This window comes from Algoriphagus yeomjeoni, from assembly GCF_003259505.1.
In the GTDB taxonomy this organism is placed as follows: Bacteria; Bacteroidota; Bacteroidia; order Cytophagales; family Cyclobacteriaceae; genus Algoriphagus; species Algoriphagus yeomjeoni.
This window is the reverse complement of record NZ_QLLK01000013.1, coordinates 70797-91629: the sequence shown is the minus strand read 5'-3', so window position 1 is coordinate 91629 and position 20833 is coordinate 70797. Positions and strand designations below refer to the sequence as shown.

Here is a 20833-nt window from a genome sequence, read left to right as displayed (position 1 = left end):
TTAACCCGGCGTTTAAAGATGTATATGTACACCCAGCGCTGGCCCACGATCGCCTTGCGGAGACGGGGACGCGGTGCCAGCAAGATGGAAACGTATCGTTTTGGGATTTGGATCTTGGTAAGTTCGAATGATGAATATCGAATGCCGAATGATGAAGTTAGGGAAGCCAGGAGACTGCATTGAGGCGGATCAAAGTCGGGGAAGTTGGACCAGATTGGACAGCATATTTTCCCTTTCTTTTTGAAGGCAAAAAGAAACAAAAACCTTTGTCAAAATAATGCTTCTGCGCGCCAGGCCGGACGCTGGCCCGCTATTTTGACCTCCTCCCCGCCTTTCAAATAATCATTTGCGATAAGAAATAAAGGTATATATGGAAGCTTTCAGGAGACTGCATAATGAACCAGGTCCTGAGACTTGGATCAGATGGGGTGGTATAATGAGCCGTTAGTGGAGACACGAACGGCGGCGGTAGAAATTAAGAATTTAAAATGAAGGAATTTAAAATTTAAAATTGGAGGTTCGGAAGCAAGGAAGCAGGGAAGTTGGAAGTTGGTCGTAAGCCAGATCCCGATTGGGGAGAAAGGTACTGTGTAATTGATCTATGGAATAAAGCCTGCCGTAGGTAGGCAATATGGGTAGCCCAGGGTTTCAACCCTGGGTTAAATGTTGTGTTGATTTTCCAGCGCTGGCCCTATATCATCATTCGGAGACGAAGGCTAAGTGCCAGCAAGATGGAGACGGAGGAAATTAAGAATTTAAAATGAAGGAATTAGGAATTTAAAATGGATTGGAGAATGGAGGTTTGGAAGCAATGCCGTAGGCATGGCAGATTTTATAGCGGCGGGTTTTAACCCGGTGCTTAAGGATATATTCGTGCCCCAGCGCTGGCCCGGGATTTTTATTCGGAGACGTGAAAGTTATGCCAGCAAGATGGAAACGGAGGATATTAAGAATTTAAAATGAAGGAATTGAGAATTTAAAATGGAAGAATTTAAAATTTAAAATTGGCGGAAAGTTGTCCGGTGACCGGTGTTGGAGGTTTGGAAGCAGGGAAGTTGAAGGTTTGTTGTCAGATGTTGATTGCCCCGATAGGAATCAGGAGTTGTTGGTTGATGGGAAAACCCCAGCGGGGTGACAGATTTGTAGCGCCGGGTTTTAACCCGGCGTTTAAAGATGTATATGTACACCCAGCGCTGGCCCACGATCGTCATTCGGAGACGATGGCGCAGTGCCAGCAAGATGGAAACGTATCGTTTTGGGATTTGGATCTTGGTAAGTTCGAATGATGAATATCGAATGTTGAATAATGAAGTTGGGGCAGGCAGGATCTATAATATAAAATGGATTGGAGATTGGAAGTTAGGAAGCAGGGAAGTTGGAGTGCCGTTCGTGTCTCCACGAACGGCAGCGAGAAAGATTGGAGTGGGCTAAAGCCAGGCTCCTATTCAAAAGGGTTGTGCAATTGATTGGTTTTTTGTTCCGGATTGAAAATCCTATGGTTTGAGATTCGACATTACAAATGTCGAATAGCAGAATGTTGATTCGCCTCCACCCGGATAAATCCAATCGGATGGGCCTATCAGATGTGGGAATAAAAAAACCGATGAGGAATCCCCATCGGTTTTATGAAATTCAAAATCAATTTTAATTCATCATTGCCTTCTCAAAGGCTCCGTCATCGACGGTCAATTGAGAGATAGTTACCAAAACTGTTCCTGCTGTAACAGCATATCCGGCATAAGCCAGCAATACTGCAGGTACCATTCCTGGGGCGGTCAATATGGCTGTACCAGTTGCTGCGATGATCAATCCTGCCTTTTTTACCTTTTGGAAAAATGGCGGTGTGGGGGCGATGGCCCGTTGTTTTACTTCTGTTAGTATGTTCATTTTTAGTTGTCGGTTAGCGGTTATCGGTTTTCGGTTGTCCCGATCGGGACCGGGAGTTGTCAGATGTCAGGTGACTTACGGATAGTCGGACTACGGTTACGTTGAAGCATGGTCTTTAAAAATACCTGCTCGGCTTCCAGTCGGATAAAGAGCTCTTTGAGTTTTGTAAGCTCAATATTCAATTGTCTGAAATCCTGAATAAGGAGTTTCAGGAAGTAAGCGATGACAGAGAGGAGGAGTGCGATGACTCCTCCTGTGACTGCCTGAAACATCAATCCATCCATTCAATTTGATGGCAAGTGAGGTTTAGGGCATGTTCTGGATAGCTCCTTATCTCCAGTGTAGCCTTTTCACCTTTTTGAAGTGCCTGACCTATCAGGTGAGTAAGGTTTGCCAAGGCTTTTGGGCTTGGGACTCCCCTACCTTCTCCTGTAATTTCAGACACGAGGACGATGTTGCGTTGCAGTTGCTTTGTACACAGTTCAACTTCAGTGGGCTTCTCTGATCTGATTCCATTAGGGCACCTGAAGAGACTTATCCTCTGCTTAGTAGAGTCTGGGATAAAGTCTAATTCGTAGATGCCTTCAGAAATACAGACAGATTGCGGTTTGAAGAAGGCTGCGGGTAGCTCTATGCATTTGCAAAGGATTTTACCTTCGAGAATCAGAGAGCCATTTGTTCCTCCGGGATAATATTCCCGGTCGAGTACCAGATCCATGGTTTAGACCACTGATAAAATGTATGCGGGATTCTGCGACACATCATTTAGATCATACTGATTGCCGTTAACCTGAGTGAGGAACTCTAGGGTCAGGGCAAAGAAGTATTTCTCTCCAGCGACTGCAGGCTTGGGGAGGGTCAAAGTCAATTCCGGTGAAGACAGGTTATTGATCAACATCGGAACCACGGTACTTATCTCAGTATTGAAGGAATTTGCTTCAAAGTCCACTGCAGCCCTGATCAGCGAAAACCTGTAGTGTGTTGAGCCTTGGGAATAGAGCAAATACTTCATGGGAACCAATTCAGGAATGGTGACCGACACGTAAGCAGGGTCGTCCAAAATATCGGGCTGCTTTTTCAGCACATTGCTGAAGACTGCTTTTTCGGAAAACTCAAATCCAAGTAAGAGCGCCATATCACCCAATTCAAATTTGCGATCACCTCTTGCGGACACAGGGTCGGATTTCACCACTTTCATCGCCATGGAGTATAACCTGTTGTGAAGTTTGCCTCCATTAGATTTCAGCTCTATTTCCCGGAAAGCATTTTTAAGGAATTTGGCTGCGGTGGCTGCCTTGGAGAATTCCTGCATGTTTTCCCTGGTACGCTGAAACTTGGGATCTGTTAGAAGTCGCTTTTTGGTGACTCCTCCCTTACGCCTGGCGATGAAGTTACCATCGCGGTTTTTGTAAAATGAAAGGTCACCTATGGTTCCTTCCAGTTTGATATATCCAGCTTGTTTTGCCATGTTCTTGATTTGTTTAATTGTAAAACATGGCAGAAATCTGGAGGTATCTATCTGGAAATCAAAACGAAAGTAGATTCTGTGGATTCTGTGGATTCTGTGAATAATATGGATTAAATAGATAATGTAGAAGCTATAGAATAGCTGGAAAGTATGGACAAAAGCCCAAGTATCATGCCTTTATCTAGGGGGTATCATGCGGGTATCATGCCTTTATCATGCGGGTATCACGGGAGTATGTAGGGGGTTCGTGAGAATTTAAAATGAAGGAATTGAGAATTTAAAATTGGAGGAATTGAGAATTTAAAATGGAAGAATTTAAAATTTAAAATTGGCGGAAAGTTGTCCGGTGACCGGTGTTGGAGGTTTGGAAGCAGGGAAGTTGAAGGTTTGATGTCAGATGTTGATTGCCCCGATAGGAATCAGGAGTTGTTGGTTGGTGGGAAAACCCCAGCGGGGTGACAGATTTGTAGCGCCGGGTTTTAACCCGGCGTTTAAAGATGTCTATGTACACCCAGCGCTGGCCCACGATCATAATTCGGAGACAGGGATTAGTTGCCAGCAAGATGGAAACGGAGGAAATTAAGAATTTAAAATGAAGGAATTAAGAATTTAAAATGGATTGGTGGTTGGTGGTTGGTGGGAAAACCCCAGCGGGGTGACAGGTTTGTAGCGCCGGGTTTTAACCCGGCGTTTAAAGATGTCTATGTACACCCAGCGCTGGCCCACGATCATAATTCGAAGACGTGGACGAAGTGCCAGCAAGATGGAAACGGAGGAAATTGAGAATTTAAAATGAAGGAATTAAGAATTTAAAATTGGAGGTTCGGAAGCAGGGAGGCTGGGAAGTAGGAGGTTGGAGGTTGGATGTAAGGTGGCCGATGCCCGATGTCCGATGTCCAATGTGCCCCCGATCCCTAAAGGGGAGGATGGTATTGTTCAATTGATCTATAGAATAAAGCCTGCCGTAGGTAGGCAATATGGGTAGCCCAGGGTTTCAACCCTGGGTTAAAGGTTGTGTTGATTTTCCAGCGCTGGCCCTATATCATCATTCGGAGACGAAGGCTAAGTGCCAGCAAGATGGAAACCGAATCGATTTTGGATTTCGGATTTTGGATGTGAGATGTACGGCTTAGTAAGGAAAAATGGTCGGTGAGACATAGGCCATGGATGGAGGGGCTTTCGTGATTACAGGAACTGAGTCAAAAACCTTCGGGGTTGTGGAAAACCCAAAAGGTAAAAAAAAGGGGCGGCTGCTGTAAACCGCCCCCACAGCCCGAAACCTTGCAAGAATGGGCTGCAAAAAATACTTAGATAAGCATAATAGCCGATCGTGAGACACGAACGGCGGCAGAGATTAAGAAAGAACTCTTGGAGATTTTAAAAACCTCCAAGGGTGACGCTACAAAAGAGACTCATTTCTCTTGATAGCCTGGGGTAAGAGACAGGCTAGTACCCAATGAGGCTCCCAAAGGGAGATGCCGAAAACCCTTTTTAGAGTAGGCAAACAACCGAAAACGGTTTCCCTGTTTTTGATCTGTTAAAAAACAGGACATAACGATGAATACTTTAGTAAAAAGATTACCGCTGTTTGCCTTTGTGCTGGCAGCGTTTGCAGCATTTGCATTCACAGGTCCAAGTGATCCAGATCCGGAATTTGGACTAGATGGATCCACTTGGAGAAATGTTTCCGGATTGACACCCGGAGTGGACTATAATTGTAACTATAATCCTGAAATGGTTTGTACGCACATTGCTGAGGATATTGAATCGCCAGCTGTAAAACCAGGGATTTTTGTATTCCCTGCTGAATAACTAAGTTAATGGGGAGGGTAATCCTCCCCATTTTTTATAACTGATCATTCAATCTTACTTCCCTCGGAGGAATTGGGAATGTGTACTTTGAAGAATTCGGTTCCAAGCGATATTCTCTGTTCTGATATGTCCTCACATTGATTTTTGCCATGGCAGGATCTTGAAAGTATCTCTTCATATCCAACCATCGAACACCTCTATAGAGTAATTCTTTACGTCTTTCTTCTGCAATTCTCCAAATCAGGGAGTCTCCCGAGAGATCATCCAACTGGATGAAAGCTCCCTGCAAATAACGGTTTTTCAAAAGATAATTTAAGTCTTGCAAGGCCTCTTCTTCATAGCCTAATCTGGCAGCGGCCTCTGCATGATCCAATACTACCTCATCCGTAGCAAGTCCTCCAAATAGAAATGATTCTCCAGAATACCTTCCTTGCAAATTGTATAACCCCTCCAAAGGACTGGGAGCCATCAGACGGAGTAATCTTAAATCAAGTGAATCATAGAGATTGATCAGCTCAGGGTTAACATATGTCTGAGGGGAATTATAAAATCTTCCTGTTATCATATGTGCATGATGGATCACTTCCACATTGAACCTGGGAAACACGAACCTCAAACCTGAATCAAGGGTATTATAATCAAGCAACTCATTTTTGATTTCCAATGCATTACCTGAATGGAGGTAGGCCTTTTCGTAGTCCTGCATATAGAGTGAAACTCTACTGAGCATTGCTTCTGTAGCCCAGGCAGAGGCTCTAGTGGGTATTTCTGGAAAATCCGGAAGGACGCCGCTTGCAAATTCCAAATCTTCCCTGATAAAATCTAATGCTTCTTTCATAGTGACCCTGGGACTTGGTGCATTCAAATCTGCCGAGTTTCTGATGGGGATTCCTGGTGCAGTAGGGTTGCCAGGGTCATATGGTCCCATGAACTGCGCTGCAATCATAAAATGCCCAAATGCACGATGAAATCTAGCCGCGGCATCCAGTTCCGACGCACGTTGTATTTCAAATGGACTGGTTGGTTTGTAGTCCCTAATACCTTCAATCACCACATTGGCATAAAATACGCGCTGATACCCCACTGACCAATCAACTCCAGCAGCGTCCGGGGTGTAAAAATCCCCCTCCCATAGGTACGCTGCCCTTTCGTCCAGCGTCAGCAGACTCACTAAGGGATCGGCCATTACAATTTCATCCGATGCCAAAAAACCCATTTTGGTTATTGAATTCATCAGACGTGGTTCTGCATCGAGAATAGCTTGAAAATCATCCAGGGTCTTGGGTATAATCAGGGATTTTTCAGGCTTGGTATCCAAAAATCCTTCGCACCCGGAGATGGAAAGGAAAATTATAAAGTATATAAATTTAGAAAGTTTCATAGTTGTTAGAATTGGGTACTGAATGAGATGGCGGTGAACAACCACCGGACACATTTATGACGGTGTTTACTGTATATAACTACTTACTGCGTGTCTTTTACCTCTATCAGGACATTTTAATAATTTATTTTAAGACCAATTGAGTATGACCGTGGAGCCTGGACATTCCTAAAATCAGGATCGCGTACATCCTTGGCGGCTTTCCATAGCACTGCCAGGTTGTTAGCATAACCGTAGATCTGGATTTCGGGGGATTTCGGTCCCTTTGCCGGACGGAAGGAGTAGCTCATGCGGATATCCTGAAGGCGGATGTGGTCTCCTTTGCGGACTGACCTAGAACTCACCTGATCAAATATGTTTCTCTGAGGATTTGATATTCCGGGATCAGAAGGAATGTCAGTAATCAGTTCATCGCCGGGGTTCTGCCATCTCTGTTCAAAATCCGCATGACTGATTTCCCCACGGTTCAGGTTATCATACACAATACTTTCCCTTCGGAAATAATACCCCATGCGGTAACTAATATTAGCAGAAAGGTCAAATCCTTTCCAGATCAGTTGGTTTCTCAAAGCCCCGAAATGTGTAGGTATAGAGGAGCCATGAAAATTCAATTCATCCATGGTCGTCTCTGCCAGAATTCGGGAATAGTCGGCGCTTGGCTCTCCCTCAATGATTCCTCTTGGGTTCCCATTGTCAGGACCCAACGTGGCGGTGGGGAAACTGAAAATGCTATAAATCGGGAATCCTTCCACCGGGGATGGCCCTATACCCGACAGGCCAGAGGAATAAATTGCAGCGTTTGTCGGAACTGGATCGACAGCATAAGCTGTGACTTTTTCCCTGACATGACTGTAGAAAAAACTAGCCTCCCAAATCACCGGAGATTGGATTATTCTGGCTGTCAGATTAAGATCTAGGCCTTTGGTCTTTGTACTGGCATAATTTCTAACTACAGAGCTAACCCCAGAAGAAGGATACATAGGCTGACTACCGAATAGATCAATCCCATCCTTGGAATAGATTTCCAATCCTCCCCTTAGTTTCCCTCTAAAGAATTCAAACTCGGTTCCAAAATTTATAATCTTAATTTTCTCCCATCTGAGAGAGGGGTTTGGAGGATTAAGTATAGAGAGCCAAGGGAGACCTACCCATCGATTGGTGCCAGCCCCGAAATAGGAACCGGTTGTAAAGGCCGTAGATGCCGGGTTGGTATTTCCGTTGAATCCATAACTCATTTTCACTTTGAGGTAATCCAATACTTCCCAATCCATCCAGGATTCCTCGGATACTAACCAACCCAACCCGGCTGACCATAGCGGAACTGTCCTTTTGTTGGTGCTTACACCATAAAGATTCGAGGCATCCAGCCTGGCTGATCCTGTTAGCAAGTATTTCTCCTTAAACGTATAACCAAGGTTACTGAAATAGGATACATATCGGTTAATAGTCCCATTAAAGGTTTGTGGCAATGGTATACGTGAGGTATATCCAGTCTTAAGGTCAGGATAATATGAAGTGGGATCTATTTGCTGTGATACCCCCGTTTCTTCTTCATATCCATAAGCCCTACCCGATTTTCCTTCAGTCTGAAAATCTTTGATTTCATTCCCTATTAAGGCATTAATTTCATGAGGCCCTGTCACAAGGTTATAGTTCAGCTGGTTCCGCCAGTTATGGCTAAAGGATCTGCTGTCCGAATAGTTATATACAGAACCAAGTGGGACTCTGTTTATGACGCTTCCCGGTGAGGAGATTTCCGTAAACTGATTGATTAAATCGCGAGAGTAAAAGCTGTCTGAGCTGTTTACCTGATCAGTAAACCCTGTCCCAGTCCAAAACTGATAATTGGAATTAAGAGACAGCCCCTTGCCCAATTTCCATGTAATCCTTGGATTGATGCGGATTTCATTTTGACGGTTTATCGAGGGGCTCTGCCCTAGTTCTGCATAGGGGTAATAATCCCAGTCCAGAATACCTGTCCCTTCCAATTCCTGTTTGAGTCGGGCGCTATTTCTCCATAGAACCGGCAATGCTTCTCCCTGTATGCCTACTAGGGGGATATAGGGGTCCAATCCATCAAGCGGAGGAAAGGAGTTGACTCCCTTGGACTGGATCAGGTAGGTGCCGAGTCCAAATTCAAGTCGCTCGTCCCATACTTTCCAGTTTTGTTGTAGGGATACCGTTATTCTCTGTTGATCCAAACCTTGCTGAGTCTCCCTGTTTTCATCCCATCCCATTCCCAGCGCGTAGGAGTAATTCTTTGTTCCACCGTTCAGCTGCAAGGAATATTGCTGCCTAAGGGAGGGGCGGTAAAAGTACTTTGCAAGGTCTGAACGGGTATCGGTGGTCCGGTAGGCTTGTATTGCTGTATTGAGTTGATCCTGAGTAATCAGTCCATCCCTATGCGCAATCTGATCCTCTACCAGCGCCGATAGTTTCGGGTTGCCGTAAGCACCTTCCCTGCTGCCGTAGATGCCCGCTTCAAAGAGTTTAATTTCTTTGTCTACAAAGGAGCTTATATTCATCAAAGGCTTATAAAAGGGATCGAATGCATCTTGCCATGTGAGATTGGAGTTCCATTGTATCCGCAAGGGTTGGTCAAACTTCCCTGATTTGGTTTTGATCACGATTACCCCATTTCCTGCCCGTGCACCCCAGATGGAAGCAGCTGCGGCATCCTTCAATACGGTAATACTTTCCACGTCATTTGGATTGAGGTTTTCTATAGGTCCATCATAGGCTAGGTTATCCACCACGATCAAGGGTTTTCTATCTGCAAGCAGGGTGCTGTTTCCCCTTATGCTAATACTTTCACCTAGTCCTTTATCTGGCCTGTCACGGTTGAAAATCAGCCCTGGTGTCACGTCTTCCATTCTATCCAGTATAGAAGTACTGACACGACGGTTGATCAGTTTTTCATCCAGCAGGACGAATGATCCTGTCGTCCGTTCGGCAGATAGCTCCTGAAAACCGGTGGATACCACCCGAACCTCGGCCAATCCAAACACATCTTCCTGAAGGTAAATTTCAAGATCAGTATCACTTGGGACAGTCACTTGCAATTCACTAGACTCATATCCCACAAAACTTGCCACCAAGGTGATGGTACCGGGCCTTAAGTTTAGGGTGAATTTCCCTTCGTTGTTCGAGACAACACCCTTGGTAGTTCCTTTGACAATTAGTGTGGCTCCTACAACAGGAGCATTTGTCAATTGATCCAGCACCCGCCCTTTAACAGGGTGGCTCAGTTCCTGCATTCCCATTCCTAGGGTACTCCACAGGCATAATGCTATAACAAGCAGTTTTTTTTTCATGATTTTTAGATGTATTAAAGGTGGGAAATGGATTTGTTTTCACTTTCGAGCAGGGAGAGTACGGTTGATTTGAGTGCTCCATAGGTATCTTCTCTTACCCTTAGAGAAAGCAGGTTTCCTGAACTGTCCAGAAGAAACACCCGGGGAAAGGACAGGATCAGGTAATGGTCCAGCCAGTTTTTAGAATCCTTGATCGGCAGGTTTAGGTTAGTAAGTGTAGGATTGGAGTATTCAGCAATAGACTCTTTCCAAAGCTCCTGATCATTGTCAATTGAAATAGCCACTAAGTCCAGGCTTTTGGATACACCCAACTCCTGATAGAGTGGCCAGAGGTATTCCTGGAAGAATCTGGCACTGTGAGTGCAGGTGGAAAAATAGAAATACAGGAGGGTGGGCTTGCCCTGCAAGTCATCCCATGCCAAGGAATTACCATCCAAATCCGTCAACTGTGCTTTTTCCAAGGGAACTCCCAACCTAAAATTGGCCTGGTTGCTCTCAAGTTCATCTTTCCAGGGATTACTGCTGATCCAAGGCAAAAACTTATCTACGTATTTCAAGGGGTCATCCTGTCTGTTCATTGTGGCAAGTACATATTCCGCCAGGAGTCTTTCCCTAAGTGGGTTTTCAAACACTTCAGTGACTACTTCCAAAAAACTGCGTTCTGAAAGTAAGGCCGTGGTCTGCGCCCATTCGCCAAGAAAATTGAGCAATCCGGCAGTTGGCAGTGTAGAATCAAGCTTGTCAGCTTGATTTTTGAGGTGTTGCAATATTTCAGGTAAGACAATGCCTAGCCTTTCCAGCGCCTGACGGTCATTCCGCATCCGGGAAACCAACAGGTCATACCTTCTGGATTCACCCAAATAGCCGGCGTAATAGCTACTAACCAGTTCGGACATCAACAAGGAATACTGATTGTCATTCAGAGACTTGCGGTACTGCTCCAGGGTTTGGTAGCCTGGGATATCTTCTCCGGTATTCTTGCCAAGCAGTGAAAGGCTTCGGTCTATGGCGGTTTTCCCCTGCTCGAGGATTTCGAGTCTGGAACCAAACTGTGTTTCATTTTCCTGTAATTCCGAACGGTTATCAGAACGGGCAAGAAATTGTTCCCGGTCGAGTTCGACCAGCACTCTAGGGGAATTAAAGCGATCTGTTGCTATCTCCCTTTTTATATCGAATTGAGCTTGAAACCATTGCCGAGATGGTCCACCAAACAGAATCTGGTTGGTAAGTAGGTTTATTGAAATCATGATGCTATCGCCAGGCAGGACTAGGTACTCCTTAAGAATAGGTCTATCTCGCAGGTATAGATCCAGGTAGGCGAAGTCAGTAGTAAACTCCAGCTTACCCAGAAACTTTCTAACCCTGGCATCCACCACACCGTCGGTGAATGTTCCGCGTAAGGGGGTGATTTCATGACGGTCTTCTCCGAGACCTACCCGCTTGCCATAGGGATAAACAGTAAGCTGGATAGGCCCCAAAGAATCGGGATTGATTAGCTCTCCATAGATTATCACCGGAGAGGCCTTCCCCATGTGGGCAGAAGAGCTTTCGCCCTCCTGCCCTGGAATGCCGGAGTAATCAACCAAATCAGTCTCCGGGGGTGAATCAGCAACTTTTGCTGTGGATGTGCTTATGGGTACGCATAGGTATCCCAGTAAGCAGATGAGTAGTGTTTTTTTCATGTGCTTTTTGTTTGTAATGCTGGATGTCGGGTGACCGATGTCCGATGTCCGATGACTGATGTCGGTTGTCCGTTGTCCGTTGTCCGTTGTCCGTTGTCGGTTGACCGATGATAGTACCGTCATTGCGAGGCGAGGTACGAGCCGCGGCAATCTCAGTCGCAATAGGCAGTCTCAGTGGCCAGAAGGAAAGTCTGAAAGCTCAAAGCTCAAAGCTGAAAGTAGAATCACGAACACTTGGTTCAAGACGCTAGCTTCTTGACTCTAGATTCTAGACTCTCCCGACTTGCTTCTTGATACTAGCTACTTGCTACTTCTTTCAAGACATACCCTTCCCACCCTACCGATTTCCGATAGTCCAGCAATAATGAATAAATAAGAAATGTGTCAGCGCTACCGGCTACTGCGAGCTTGCTGACCTGAGTGTGTAGTAACCGATCTGCTCGAAGCTGCGCAACTTCTTAATCGGCGAAAAAACGAATCCTTAAATCGGATTCTTGGGCTTTAGAGGAAACAGGCGATCTACCGCGGTGATGCCGAGTTCCTCTGGTAAAAGGCTACAATAGATAGGTAATGAGCAATGTGTCCCAAGGTAAAATGCAGTCCTCTCCCCTTTCCAGAAATCAATTCCCGGGAAGCTTGGTAATCCAGAAAAAATCAAGGTCTGTTCCATAATACTTGAGTTATTACTATAGTCCCCAAGAAAAAAAGCCATTGGAGTGGACTCTCCTTCTTGCAAGAACTGAGGTACGGCCAAGCACCTTGGAACAAGCAAGCGAGTAGCCCACGCCAATGGCGTGAGCATTCCCACTTTTGTCTCGTTCCATAAAGAAAATTGGCCGTTTTCAGTTCTGAGACACTAAGTGCGAACGCTTAGAATTTAATTCGAATATCAATCAAAGTTATCCTTTTGAATAAAATATCCGAAATCGTTCTAAAATATTCAGCTTAAATATAAGTGTAACAATTGAATACTCCTAATTGGGAGTAATAATTTTTTAGACGATTTGCCTCCTTGCATTCATGGCAGAAAAAGATGAATCAAACCAAATAAAGGGGAAGCTATTAGAATCCATTGGGAATAGAATGGCCGAGTTGCGAAAAAAAGAAGGCTATACCAATTATGAAAATTTCACTACCGATAAAGGGCTTAATAGATCTCAGTATGGAAAATATGAATCAGGAACCAAGGATATGCAAATATCCTCTTTGATCCGAGTCATTTTTAAGTACAAAGATATGAATGTGCAAAAATTTTTCGATGGTGTTGAAATCCCAGAGGAATTCCTCAATATCATAGATGATTCTGAAAAGCCTGAATAGCCTTCTTAGAGCCATATCATTACTTACGAGGGGAAGAGGGTGATTTGAAACTTGTCCCTTTGATTGTATCTCAACTCTTCCCCATTTAATATACAATGGTTAGTTTTCAAACTCGACAAACTCAATAAAACTATTATTTGATAGGGGGCTACAAGCTCGAAGAAGTGTACACAAATTTGCTGCTACGAGTTTCCTTTTATTAATCTTCCCAAATTATACTTAAAACATATCCCTTGTAAAAAAGACATTGCTCATAAAACTTTCGATAAGTATCGTATTCTTGAACATAGTTAAACCAGTCAATTGCAAAAACATCTTGTACCTGTTTTGGAGATCGGTTCTTAGAGTAATATTCACCAGCCACTGTATCATCTGGCACCTTTGCTTTACCATGCTTCAACCATTTATAAGGAAAATCATGGCTATACCAATACCACTTAATTCTGCCTTTCAAAGAAAGAACCACCATAATAGGATGATTTCCAATATCAGCAAATCTAATAGCTGTAGCTGTTACACTTGTTTGATACTTTTTTGCTAATTCTTGAACAAGTTCAAATTTAAATTTCCTCTTAAAAACGTCAGCTTTAAAACGGCACTCTGGTAGTAGTAAACAGGATGCAAAATAATCTGCTTCTCTTTCCGCATAATTTTTTGATATAAATCCTGTAAAAGATGAATGACTGCAAAAGAGCACAAAATCGCTCCGCCAATATTTTCCGACACCCCTCCCGACTTCCAAGTAACCATTATAAAATATTCGGATACAGAATTAGAAAAGCATGGCCTAAAGGAAGCACTAAGAAAAATAGTTCTCCATGTACAAGAATTTAGATCAATCACAAATGCCGAAGTCCAGAAACTAAATAACGTCAGCAAAGCAACTGCAACCAGATACTTATCAGAACTTGAAGACGAGTATTTAGAGAAAACGGGAACTACAGGGGTGGGAACTCAATATAGGTTGAAAGGGCTCACTAATGGCTCATAACCTCCTCATTCTTCTGGCTACAGATGGCAAAAACATGCTCAGAGCCTCACATAGCACGGTTTTCTTTCCATTTTAAAGGGCTCATAATGGGCTCAAAAAATAAATTAGAAAGACTGTAATCTAAACTCTGTCTAAGACTAAGACTATATCAAACCGATAAGAAAAAAGATCTATACCAACAATGTCGTAGAAGAGTACCATAGACAGATTAGAAAAATGACCAAGACCAAATGGGCTTTTTCAATCGATAAGGCACTTCTGAAACTAGTTTATCTGGCCACCAGAAGGATCTTCAAAAATCCGCTTAACAATAATAGCCAGACATGCATTATCAGGATTTAACCAAGTGTTTTACAAAGAGTACAATTCAAAACGATGTATCAGCACCAAACAGTTTATTTCTGGAGACAGCTTAGAAATAAAGTAAAGAAGCACTTGTAAATCAAACTTTAACCTATATTTTAGCGTTGAACAATAATGACAAACCTAACGACACTATGAAAAATGATCACATTGCAGGGTAATTACCCAGCACCCATTGGAATAGTAAATGAATAATTTAATAAAAAAGCGCCCGATGGCGCTTTTTTGCATTTTAAGAAGTCGTTGAATAAGGAGATGACAGGAGGGCAAATGGTGTGAGGGTGAATTATTATTCGGCCTTAAAGGAATAAATGAAAGTTGGCAGGCTGCTGTTATCTGTTGATCCGAAAGTAGTTACTTTACCAAAGTTGGTTCAAGGGTAGGTTCAGAACTTTGAATTGATAGTAATGAAGAATGTAGAATATCGAATGTTGAATAATGAAGTTGGGGGCAGTTCACCAGGGATATAGTAGACTTTGGGTGTTGGGAAGGGCGTCTAATAGTAGTACAGGTAGCCTGAAAGGCCAGAATATTCTAGCGATGGGTGGAGCCCATCGCAAAATATGATATCCATGATTTCAAGCCCTGAAAGGGTGAAATAGAAAATATTCTTATAGCCATTTGTGGACCCAAGAACAGTGGGAGCCCTTATAGGAATCGGGAGTTGTAGGTTATTTCGAAAAATATAATGACTAAGGGAAGCTTGGGTGAAATGAAATGTGCCGTTCGTGGAGACACGAACGGCGGCGCGTGCACGATGGAAAGAGGAAGGAGTCGGTTGTCGTTCGATTGAAAATCCTATGGTTTGAGATTCGACATTACATATGTCGAATAGCAGAATAAAGCCTGCCGTAGGTAGGCAAGATGGGTAGCCTAGGGTAAGGAGGAACGACGCAACCCTGGGCAAAAAAACATCCGTATTTAATCAGCGCTGGCCCATGAGCATCATTCGGAGACGAAGGCGAGGTGCCAGCAAGATGGAAATGGATAGTTGGGTAGAATTTAAAATGAAGGAATTGAAAATTTAAAATTGGGGGAAGTTGTCCGGTGGCCGGTGTTGGATGTTAGAGGATTGGAAGAAGGGAAGTTGGAGGTTTGATGTCGAGAAGTTCGAATGTTGAATAATGAAGGATGAATAATGAAGTTAGGCACAGCCTCAATTTCATCAAGAGAATCCTTCCTAGTATATTGGTGGGATCAATTTTCCCAACAAGAAAATCAATCCCTTAACCATTCAATTTTTCATTTTAAAACAAAAGCATGAATTCCGGCATATTCTGCATATCCCTAGACTTCGAACTTCTTTGGGGGATTTTTGATAAGGTTGGGACAAAGTATAACCCAAAATATTTCGAGCATACCCGAAATCTTGTTCCTGATATGCTTCAGGTATTTGCCAAAAATCGGGTACAGGCCACCTGGGCAACGGTGGGGATGTTATTTGCCGAAAATGAGGAGGAATGGCTGGCTTACTCCCCTATTCAAAAGCCGTCCTATAGGGAGCCCAAGCTTTCAGCTTATGAGTTTGCCGATAAGATGGGTTTGAACCCTGCCGTGCATTTTGCGCCAGAATTGATCAAGCAAATCATAGAGACCCCAGGACAGGAACTCGGCTCTCATACTTTTGCACATTATTACACCTTGATGAGAGGTCAAAGCCCGGAGCAATTCAGGCAGGACCTTCAGGCAACTCAAAAAATCTCTCAGGATAAGTTTGGTATTACCTTGAAGTCCTTGGTATTTCCTAGAAATCATATCAACGAATTATACTTGCCTATTTGCCTGGAAGAAGGCTATACTCAAGCCAGAAGTAATCCTAAAAGCTGGTTTTGGCAGGAAACCCAACACGAGGATCTAAGCAAAAAATGGTTTCGATCTGCTGACTGTTTTATTCCCATCGGAAAAAACACTTCATTTTCTAAAGATGAAATGAAAGTCTATCCCAATGAACCCCTTTTAATTCCAGCCTCCAGAATCTTAAGGCCTATTTCCAAAAACAATCAGGTTTTTAACTCAGTCAGGTTAGCACGGGTAAAATCTGAGATGAGTTATGCCGCTAAAAACAAGGAAATCTATCATCTCTGGTGGCATCCACATAATTTTGCCAATGATCCTATACAATCCATGATTGAACTGGAAGAATTACTAGTGCATTTTCAGTTTTTAAAAGCTGAGTATGGGATGGAGAGTATGAATATGGAGGGGATTGGGCAATTGAAAATGAAGGAATTGAGAATTTAAAATGGAAGAATTTAAAATTTAAAATTGGCGGAAAGTTGTCCGGTGACCGATGTTGGAGGTTGTTAGGTGTCCCGATAGGGATCGGGAGTTGCCCCGATAGGAATCGGGAGGTGTTGGTTGGTGTTAAGTTCGAATGATGAATAAAGAAGTTGGGGGCAGTCAGGAGACTGCATTAATGCGGATCCAAGTCGGAGTGAAAACCCCAGCGGGGTGGTAGATTTGTAGCCCAGGGTTTCAACCCTGGGATCAAAAAGTGGAGTTATTCACCAGCGCTGGCCCGCAATCGTCTTTCGGAGATATTGCGTTTTGCCAGCAAGATGGAAACGAATAGTTGGGGGGAATTTAAAATGGAGGAATTGAGAATTTAAAATGGTGGAATTGAAAATTTAAAATGGAGGAATTTAAAATTTAAAATTGGGAGAAAGTTGTCCGGTGACCGATGTTGGAGGTTGTTAGTTGTTGGTTGCCACTATAGGGATCGGGAGGTGTTGGTTGGTGTTAAGTTCGAATGATGATTGAAGAAGTTGGGGGCAGTCAGGAGACTGCATTAATGCGGATCCAAGTCGGAGTGAAAACCCCAGCGGGGTGGTAGATTATATAGCGGCGGGTTTTAACCCGGTGCTTAAGGATATAATTGTTCACCAGCGCTGGCCCGCGATCATCATTCGGAGATATTGCGTTTTGCCAGCAAGATGGAAACGGAGAAAATTAAGAATTTAAAATGGAGGAATTGAGAATTTAAAATGGAGGAATTTAAAATTTAAAATTTGGGGAAGTTGGCCAGTGTTGGTTGCCCCGATAGAATCGGGAGGTGTTGGAAGTTTGGAAGTTGAATTTAGAATGATGAATGATGAATAATGAAGTGGAGGCAGGGCAAGTGAAGGAAAACGGGTAATCCACCAACTCCCTTTGATGACTGATTTATTTCCAAGCAAAATACAAGGCCAAGGGGGAGTTTGATTACGGTGAAATGAGCCATTCGTGGAGACACGAATGGGGGCATGGAGAGAATGGTGAATTTAAAATGCTGAATGTTGAATAATGAATAATGAAGTGGAGGCAGGGCAAGTGAACTATACAGGTAAAAAAATCAAGGTATTACACCTGATCAAGAGTTTGGGCAGAGGGGGAGCTGAGAAATTAATTCCTGAAACGGCTTTGGTTCATGATCAGAATAAATTCAATTTCCATTGTCTTTACTTCTACCATCAGGAAAATAATATCATCGACGAATTAGAGAATGCAGGCATTCAGGTTCACCTGATTCCCTCTGGAAACTTAGGGTTATTTTTTCAGGTGCAAAGAGTTCGGAATTTTATTATTGAACATCAATTCGATATTATCCATGCGCATTTGCCTTGGGCTGGAATTATGGCAAGATCCGTGGGCAATACGCTTAAAATTCCCATAGTCTATACAGAGCATAATACTTGGGAGCGATACAATAAACTTTCTTATTGGGGAAATAGGATCAGTTTTAAACGACAGGATGTGGCTATAGCGGTATCCAATGAGGTGGCCCTTTCTATGCGTCTAAACTCCATTTGGGATCCTTATCAAAGAGGGGGAAGAATGAATCTGAAGGTGATTCAGAACGGGGTGAATACGGAGATGTTTGTAAGGATGTCCGATGTCCGATGTCCGATGCCTGAATTATCAATTCCTAAGGATGCTAAGATTATTGGTATTGTGGCTGTGTTTAGGGATCAGAAGCGGCTTTGGCTTTGGGTAGAAGTGGCGGTAAGGATTCTGGAGGAATGCCCAGAGGCACATTTTTTACTGGTGGGAGATGGAGAATGGAGGGAGCGTATAGAGGAGCAAATTAAAAAATCAGGGAAAGAAGCACATTTCCATTTGGTTGGGGTGCAAAAAGAAGTTATCCCCTATCTATCCATCATGGATATTTATATGAGCAGTTCTGAGTTTGAGGGATTACCTATAGCCATGCTGGAAGCTATGTCCTGCGAAGTACCGGTAGTAGCCACCAGAGCCGGTGGAATCGGGGAAGTGATTCAACATGGAGTGCAGGGCTACCTTACCGAAATAGAAGATTGGGCGAAAATGGCAAGCTATGCTGTGGAACTCATTCGAAATCCTGTGCTTCAAAATCAAATGGCTAAAGCCGCCAGAGACAGGGTGATAAAAGACTTTAGTATGAAGAGGATGGTTGGTGAGTTGGAGGAGGTTTATTTATCCGTTAATCGTTTTAAAAGGGGATTGGGGGAATAGGGATTTGGGATTTGAGAATAGGAAACAGGGATTAGGGATTTGGGGAATGGAGATTAGAGTTTGGGGAATAGGGATTAGGGATTGGGAAATAGGGATTAGGGATTGGGGGATTGGGAAATAGGGGTTAGGGATTGGGGCTGTTCAGAAGTGCTTATTGTTTTGGTGGTAATTTATTTTTTTCAGTAAGGTATCGAATGTATCCATTCAGAATTTTTAGAGCTGTAAAACAGTCTTCCCGAATTGAAAGATACAAATCCATTGAAATGTATTTACAGTCATTTGCTTCTATCAAATGATCAAGAATTTCTCCTAAAGAGCCTCTAGAATTAAAGAAGAATTTTCGACTGTCTAAGAAGTGATAGCGTCCCCAGCCTTCAGCTATATTTGCAGTCGAGGACCTTGCTGCCCTCAATATCTGGGATTTTAATTCATATTTCTCTTTATCTGGAATTAGGTTAAGTACTTCATTCCTAATTCTATTTTTTAAAAAATTAGCAGCTTGCCAGCATTTTAAGTCCTCGAAAGTATCCATGTAAATAGGGATTAGGGATTGGCTTTTAGGGATTAGAGTAGAACACAAAAAGGAGTCAGAATTAGAAGTCAGTCTGAACTATGGATTTATAAGTTACCCTTTTTATGGTTCTCGGTGATATAAAAATATAGTCGTTTAGAATAATATGATGTTGATACATTCGGGTTGACATCTGAACCGCCAAAACAATATGAATGTGCCGCTATTTTTAACCAAGAGCTTTTCTACTCTTATCTCATGCTTTTCAACCTATCAAACCTAAGGTAGTTATCGGGATACCTATTCGCTTATTCCTGATCCCTAATCCCCTTTCCCTTTTCCCTTTTCCCTTTTACTAAACAATTTAAACAGACGATCCCTCCACCAACTCCGCTTCAGCGATTCGTTTTCGCTCCTCCTCTACTATCCTATTAAATATTTCGCCACGCTTTTTGATGCGATTGGTTTTTTGCCAGTCCATAAAGGCAACTACCACAAAGAGCATAAAGTACATGATCTGGGATTTTTGGCGGATGATAATTCCCAAATTAGACATCACAAAGGTCATGGAGATGGAGATAGAGATAAATACCACTGCCGACATCTTTACCATGGCAGGGGCAATCTTGATATAGGTAAGGAAATCCTTACGAACAATCTTACTAAACATGTAGATGTAGAGCGCATTCTCAAATGAAATCGCAATTCCTAATACATTTGGAGAGTCTATAAACAATGGCCTGAACCAAAAGGTAAAGAGTTTCATAGGCATGCTATAGGACCCCATATCGACTCCAGAACCTGATGTCACTAATCTTTCCCTATTTAAAGCAGATTCCTCTTCAAAGCTGTCGACCAAGTTATTTGGATCATAACCTAAATATACAATCAAATCTTCGTAAACATAGATGCTCATTCCTATCGCAAAAAACACAACAAAATACTTCTGATATAATGGCACTTTCTCTTTTCCCAACACAAACCCTACTCCCATACCAATCAAAATAGCAAAGAGAATATGTGGTCTTACCATGTAGCATAAAAAGCTACCAAAGGCTATATGTGGAATCCGCTTTTGAGGCCATGATAATCCATAGACCAGAAAACCAATACCTGCAAAAATCACTGCTCCTTTACCCAAGGATGCAGTCCAGAAGTGCATATTGGGAAGGAACATGAAAATGGTAATGGCATCCCAACCTTCGAATTTGGGATTGAAGCGAAGGTTTTCCTTGAAAAACAGGTAGAAATAAACGAAGCCCCAGAAACCCAACCAGGTGCTTAGGAACATCATCATATCGTAATTGAATCCTAACCAATTCACAAAAGGAAATGCCAACCATTCTATAAAGTCTGTACCCGCCGCAAAAGCATCAAACCAATTCTTCCAAACATATTTAGTATTATTGAAATAGTTTACAGAATCTGATCTATTGACCTGTGCATAAGTCCAATACACTAATCCAAAAAACATATGGTACCAGAAAATCTGGTTGAGCATACCAGCCTTCACCCACTTGTGCTCTTTTTGGAGAGCTCCAAGGATGGGTTGGCTGATGCCAAAAAGAAGGAGGATTAGGACTAGAGCGCCGAGCACTTTGGGAATTTAAAATTGATTAATTTGAAATTAAAAT

Annotated in this window: 16 protein-coding genes and 1 pseudogene; 7 read left to right on the top strand and 10 right to left on the bottom strand. The window is 43.0% G+C overall.

Features of this window, described 5'->3' with window-relative positions:
• Positions 1-1173 precede the first annotated feature (1173 nt).
• Positions 1174-1431, top strand: a complete 258-nt coding sequence (locus LV83_RS21320; RefSeq protein ID WP_146613755.1) for a hypothetical protein — start codon at positions 1174-1176, stop codon at positions 1429-1431.
• A gap of 213 nt (positions 1432-1644) precedes the next feature.
• Here the strand turns inward: LV83_RS21320 and LV83_RS18280 are convergent, their stop codons facing one another.
• From LV83_RS18280 to LV83_RS18265, 4 genes are read right to left on the bottom strand one after another with little or no spacing between them, the layout of a single operon-like run.
• Positions 1645-1887 (bottom strand): hypothetical protein, encoded by a 243-nt coding sequence (locus LV83_RS18280; protein WP_111613011.1) that lies wholly within the window; start codon positions 1885-1887, stop codon positions 1645-1647.
• A 59-nt stretch (positions 1888-1946) separates the two neighbouring features.
• Entirely contained in the window at positions 1947-2171 is a 225-nt protein-coding gene (locus LV83_RS18275; RefSeq protein WP_111613010.1) for a hypothetical protein, read from the bottom strand.
• Entirely contained in the window at positions 2159-2605 is a 447-nt protein-coding gene (locus LV83_RS18270) for a DUF5675 family protein (protein ID WP_111613009.1), read from the bottom strand. Before LV83_RS18270 ends, LV83_RS18275 begins: the two co-directional genes overlap by 13 nt.
• Before the next feature lie 3 nt (positions 2606-2608).
• Complete coding sequence (locus LV83_RS18265; protein ID WP_111613008.1) at positions 2609-3355, bottom strand: hypothetical protein; 747 nt, start codon at positions 3353-3355, stop codon at positions 2609-2611.
• Between the two features lie 1557 nt (positions 3356-4912).
• On the opposite strand from LV83_RS18265, the gene LV83_RS18255 reads away from it, so the two are divergent.
• Positions 4913-5167 (top strand): hypothetical protein, encoded by a 255-nt coding sequence (locus LV83_RS18255; RefSeq protein ID WP_111613006.1) that lies wholly within the window; start codon positions 4913-4915, stop codon positions 5165-5167.
• A 34-nt stretch (positions 5168-5201) separates the two neighbouring features.
• Here LV83_RS18255 and LV83_RS18250 read toward each other — a convergent pair whose 3' ends face one another.
• The 3 genes from LV83_RS18250 to LV83_RS18240 all read right to left on the bottom strand — a co-directional run bounded on the left by LV83_RS18250 (position 5202) and on the right by LV83_RS18240 (position 11544).
• Positions 5202-6548 carry a RagB/SusD family nutrient uptake outer membrane protein gene (locus LV83_RS18250; protein WP_158530624.1) on the bottom strand — a complete coding sequence of 449 codons (1347 nt, stop codon included), beginning with the start codon at positions 6546-6548 and terminating at the stop codon, positions 5202-5204.
• Between the two features lie 116 nt (positions 6549-6664).
• On the bottom strand, positions 6665-9862 hold the full coding sequence (locus LV83_RS18245; RefSeq protein ID WP_111613004.1) for a SusC/RagA family TonB-linked outer membrane protein: 3198 nt from the start codon (positions 9860-9862) through the stop codon (positions 6665-6667).
• Positions 9863-9876: 14 nt separating this feature from the next.
• Positions 9877-11544 carry a TlpA family protein disulfide reductase gene (locus LV83_RS18240; RefSeq protein ID WP_158530623.1) on the bottom strand — a complete coding sequence of 556 codons (1668 nt, stop codon included), beginning with the start codon at positions 11542-11544 and terminating at the stop codon, positions 9877-9879.
• A gap of 1020 nt (positions 11545-12564) precedes the next feature.
• On the opposite strand from LV83_RS18240, the gene LV83_RS18230 reads away from it, so the two are divergent.
• On the top strand, positions 12565-12864 hold the full coding sequence (locus LV83_RS18230; RefSeq protein ID WP_111613001.1) for a hypothetical protein: 300 nt from the start codon (positions 12565-12567) through the stop codon (positions 12862-12864).
• A 199-nt stretch (positions 12865-13063) separates the two neighbouring features.
• Here the strand turns inward: LV83_RS18230 and LV83_RS18225 are convergent, their stop codons facing one another.
• Entirely contained in the window at positions 13064-13561 is a 498-nt protein-coding gene (locus LV83_RS18225; protein WP_158530622.1) for an ImmA/IrrE family metallo-endopeptidase, read from the bottom strand.
• Here LV83_RS18225 and LV83_RS21315 point away from each other — a divergent pair.
• The 4 genes and pseudogenes from LV83_RS21315 (at position 13544) to LV83_RS18210 (ending at position 18688) form a co-directional block, all read left to right on the top strand.
• Positions 13544-13855 (top strand): hypothetical protein, encoded by a 312-nt coding sequence (locus LV83_RS21315; RefSeq protein WP_146613754.1) that lies wholly within the window; start codon positions 13544-13546, stop codon positions 13853-13855. The genes LV83_RS18225 and LV83_RS21315 overlap by 18 nt on opposite strands.
• Positions 13856-13999: 144 nt before the next feature.
• Positions 14000-14197 (top strand): annotated as a pseudogene (locus LV83_RS21835) (IS256 family transposase); the annotation flags it as partial.
• A 1281-nt stretch (positions 14198-15478) separates the two neighbouring features.
• A complete protein-coding gene (locus LV83_RS18215; RefSeq protein ID WP_111612999.1) occupies positions 15479-16459 on the top strand; it encodes a polysaccharide deacetylase family protein in 981 nt (326 codons plus the stop codon).
• A 1041-nt stretch (positions 16460-17500) separates the two neighbouring features.
• On the top strand, positions 17501-18688 hold the full coding sequence (locus tag LV83_RS18210; RefSeq protein ID WP_111612998.1) for a glycosyltransferase: 1188 nt from the start codon (positions 17501-17503) through the stop codon (positions 18686-18688).
• Between the two features lie 151 nt (positions 18689-18839).
• On the opposite strand, the gene LV83_RS18205 is transcribed toward LV83_RS18210, so the two are convergent.
• Together LV83_RS18205 and LV83_RS18200 are read right to left on the bottom strand one after the other, a co-directional pair.
• Entirely contained in the window at positions 18840-19220 is a 381-nt protein-coding gene (locus tag LV83_RS18205; protein WP_111612997.1) for a four helix bundle protein, read from the bottom strand.
• 343 nt (positions 19221-19563) lie between these two features.
• A complete protein-coding gene (locus tag LV83_RS18200) occupies positions 19564-20796 on the bottom strand; it encodes a hypothetical protein (protein ID WP_170124585.1) in 1233 nt (410 codons plus the stop codon).
• Positions 20797-20833: the final 37 nt, after the last annotated feature.